Source organism: Kitasatospora saccharophila (assembly GCF_039529925.1).
Classification (GTDB): Bacteria; Actinomycetota; Actinomycetes; order Streptomycetales; family Streptomycetaceae; genus Kitasatospora; species Kitasatospora saccharophila.
Genome location: NZ_BAAANS010000161.1, coordinates 1 through 927 on the forward strand (window position 1 = coordinate 1; position 927 = coordinate 927).

General features: G+C 67.6%; 1 protein-coding gene. It reads right to left on the reverse strand.

What is annotated here, in order from left to right; translation table 11 throughout:
• Nucleotides 1-17: 17 nt before the first annotated feature.
• Nucleotides 18-911: an IS5 family transposase gene (locus ABD345_RS39960; protein ID WP_344559751.1), complete on the reverse strand. Its 894-nt coding sequence runs from the start codon at nucleotides 909-911 to the stop codon at nucleotides 18-20.
• Nucleotides 912-927: the final 16 nt, after the last annotated feature.

Consider the following 927-nt stretch of genomic DNA (forward strand, 5'->3'; position numbering starts at 1 on the left):
AGACCGTGTTTGAGATCTCATAGATTGGTGGGTGAAAGTGGTCGCGGGCCTTGTCGGGTGGCTGCGTGGCCGCGGGTGAGTCGGCGGGCCATGATGCCGATCATCGCCCAGCGGATCATGGTCTCGGAGTGGGCCGGGCTGCTCTCGTAGTCGCGGGCGAGGCGCCGGTGGGCGGTGAGCCATGAGAACGTGCGCTCGATCGCCCAGCGCTTGGGTTGGACCTGGAAGCCTCGCTGGCCAGGGGCCTTGCGGACGATCTCCAGCTCACGACCGAGGATTTGGGCGGTCCATTCGACCAGGCGGCCGGCGAAGCCTTGGTCCGCCCAGAACTTCTCGATCTTCGGGTGGTCGAGTCGGGCCCACAGCAACGACCGGCGGGCGCCGTCGCGGTCCTGGACGCTCGCCGCAACGACGTGGACCGCGATGAGCAGGCCGAGGGTGTCGGTGACGATGAACCGCTTGCGGCCTTTGATCTTCTTGCCCGCGTCGAAACCCCTGGTGGAGGCGGGGACGGTGTCGGCGGTGCGGACGGACTGCGAGTCGATCAGTCCGGCACTCGGTTCCGCATCGCGGCCGTCAGCTTCACGGACCCACCCGCGCAGAGCGTCGTGGATGCGCTCGACGGTGCCGTCGTCGTGCCACCACGTGAAGTACCAGTACACCGTCGGCCAGGGTGGGAAGTCCTTCGGCAACTGCCGCCAGGCGCAGCCGGAGCGGACCACGTAGAAGATCGCGTCTACGATCCGCCGCCGCGGATGCTTCTCCCGCCGACCGCCCCTCGGGCCCACCCGCGCCGGAGGAAGCAACGGCTCCACCAACGCCCACTGACTATCCGTCAGGTCCGACGGATACCCGCCCCAAACACCGCTCACAACAGGCTCAACGACCACTCCAGCCCGGCGACACGGCAGATCTCAAACACGGTCT